Below are 1,938 nucleotides of genomic sequence, written 5' to 3'. Positions count from 1 at the left end.
AATGGCTGCGAAAGAAGTCAAGTTCAACACGGATGCCCGCGACCGGATGCTTCGGGGTGTCAACATTCTGGCCGATGCGGTCAAGGTGACGCTTGGTCCGAAGGGCCGCAACGTGGTGATCGACAAGTCGTTCGGCGCCCCGCGCATCACCAAGGACGGCGTTTCGGTCGCCAAGGAGATCGAGCTTTCCGACAAGTTCGAGAACATGGGCGCGCAGATGGTGCGCGAGGTGGCAAGCCGCACCAACGACGAGGCCGGCGACGGCACCACCACCGCCACCGTTCTGGCCCAGGCCATTGTCAAGGAAGGCATGAAGGCGGTCGCCGCCGGCATGAACCCGATGGATCTCAAGCGCGGCATCGACCTGGCGACCTCCAAGGTGGTTGAGGCGATCAAGGCGGCCGCCCGCCCGGTCAGCGACAGCGACGAGGTGGCCCAGGTCGGCACCATTTCGGCCAACGGCGAGGCCCAGATCGGCCGCTTCATCGCCGACGCCATGCAGAAGGTCGGCAACGAGGGCGTGATCACCGTTGAAGAGAACAAGGGCATGGAGACCGAGGTCGAGGTGGTCGAAGGCATGCAGTTCGACCGCGGCTATCTGTCGCCCTATTTCGTGACCAACCCCGACAAGATGGTCGCCGAGCTGGAGGACGCCTATATCCTGCTGCACGAGAAGAAGCTGTCGTCGTTGCAGCCGATGGTGCCGCTGCTCGAGGCCGTGATCCAGTCGGGCAAGCCCCTGGTGATCGTGGCCGAGGATGTCGAGGGCGAGGCGCTGGCCACGCTGGTCGTGAACAAGCTGCGCGGCGGGCTCAAGATCGCGGCCGTCAAGGCGCCGGGTTTCGGCGACCGGCGCAAGGCCATGCTCCAGGACATCGCGATCCTGACCGGCGGCCAGGTGATCTCGGAAGACCTGGGCATGAAGCTGGAGAATGTCGGCATCGACATGCTGGGCCGCGCCAAGAAGGTGTCGATCAACAAGGACAACACCACCATCGTCGACGGCGCCGGTGAAAAGGCCGAGATCGAGGCCCGCGTCAGCCAGATCCGCCAGCAGATCGAGGAAACCACCTCGGACTACGACCGCGAGAAGCTGCAAGAGCGGGTGGCCAAGCTCGCCGGCGGCGTGGCGGTGATCCGCGTGGGCGGCATGACCGAGGTCGAGGTGAAGGAGCGCAAGGACCGCGTGGACGACGCGCTGAACGCCACCCGGGCCGCGGTTCAGGAAGGCGTTGTTGTGGGCGGCGGCGTGGCGCTGGTCCAGGGCGGCAAGGTTCTGGAAGGGCTGACGGCGGCCAACAGCGACCAGGAGGCGGGCATCGCCATCGTGCGCCGCGCGCTGGAAGCGCCGATGCGCCAGATCGCCGAGAACGCGGGCGTGGACGGCGCGGTTGTCGCGGGCAAGGTGCGCGAGTCGAGCGACAAGGCCTTCGGCTTCAACGCCCAGACCGAGGAATACGGCGACATGTTCAAGTTCGGCGTGATCGACCCGGCCAAGGTGGTGCGCACCGCGCTGGAGGACGCCGCCTCGGTTGCGGGCCTTCTGATCACCACCGAGGCGATGATCGCCGAAAAGCCCGAACCCAAGGCCCCTGCCGGCGGCATGCCCGACATGGGCGGCATGGGCGGCATGATGTGATCGTTCCCGCCCCGCGGCGGAAACGGAAAAGGGCGCCGGAAGGCGCCCTTTTTTCGCGCCTCGGCCCCGGATGCGCCAAACGCCCACCCGGCGTCGAGGGTCTTGCGGCAACAATGCGCGCCACGGCGGAACGGGAACCCCCGTGATCCGCATCCCCGCCCTTTCCGATGCCGCCATTGCGATGCTGGCCGCCGCGGCCCGGCCCGGGCGCGCAGCGCAAAGGCCGGCAGCACCTTTTGCACCGATGGCCGGATCGCCCCGGACGACGGGCCAAGACCGGAGCCAAAAACCGGGGCCAG

General features: G+C 67.2%; 1 protein-coding gene. It reads left to right on the top strand.

What is annotated here, in order from left to right; all coding sequences use genetic code 11:
* Position 1 precedes the first annotated feature (1 nt).
* The gene (groL, locus tag ACFOM8_RS22900; RefSeq protein WP_377764667.1) at positions 2-1,639 is read left to right on the top strand and encodes a chaperonin GroEL; all 1,638 of its coding nucleotides are present in this window, start codon (positions 2-4) and stop codon (positions 1,637-1,639) included.
* Positions 1,640-1,938: the final 299 nt, after the last annotated feature.

The organism is Paracoccus angustae (assembly GCF_042648745.1).
GTDB lineage: Bacteria > Pseudomonadota > Alphaproteobacteria > Rhodobacterales > Rhodobacteraceae > Paracoccus > Paracoccus angustae.
This window is presented reverse-complemented; position numbering and strand designations above follow the sequence as displayed.

What these genes read in the sequence shown, in the direction of transcription:
- groL (WP_377764667.1), top strand. Translation starts at nt 2, where the DNA reads ATGGCTGCGAAAGAAGTCAAGTTCAACACGGATGCCCGCGACCGGATG.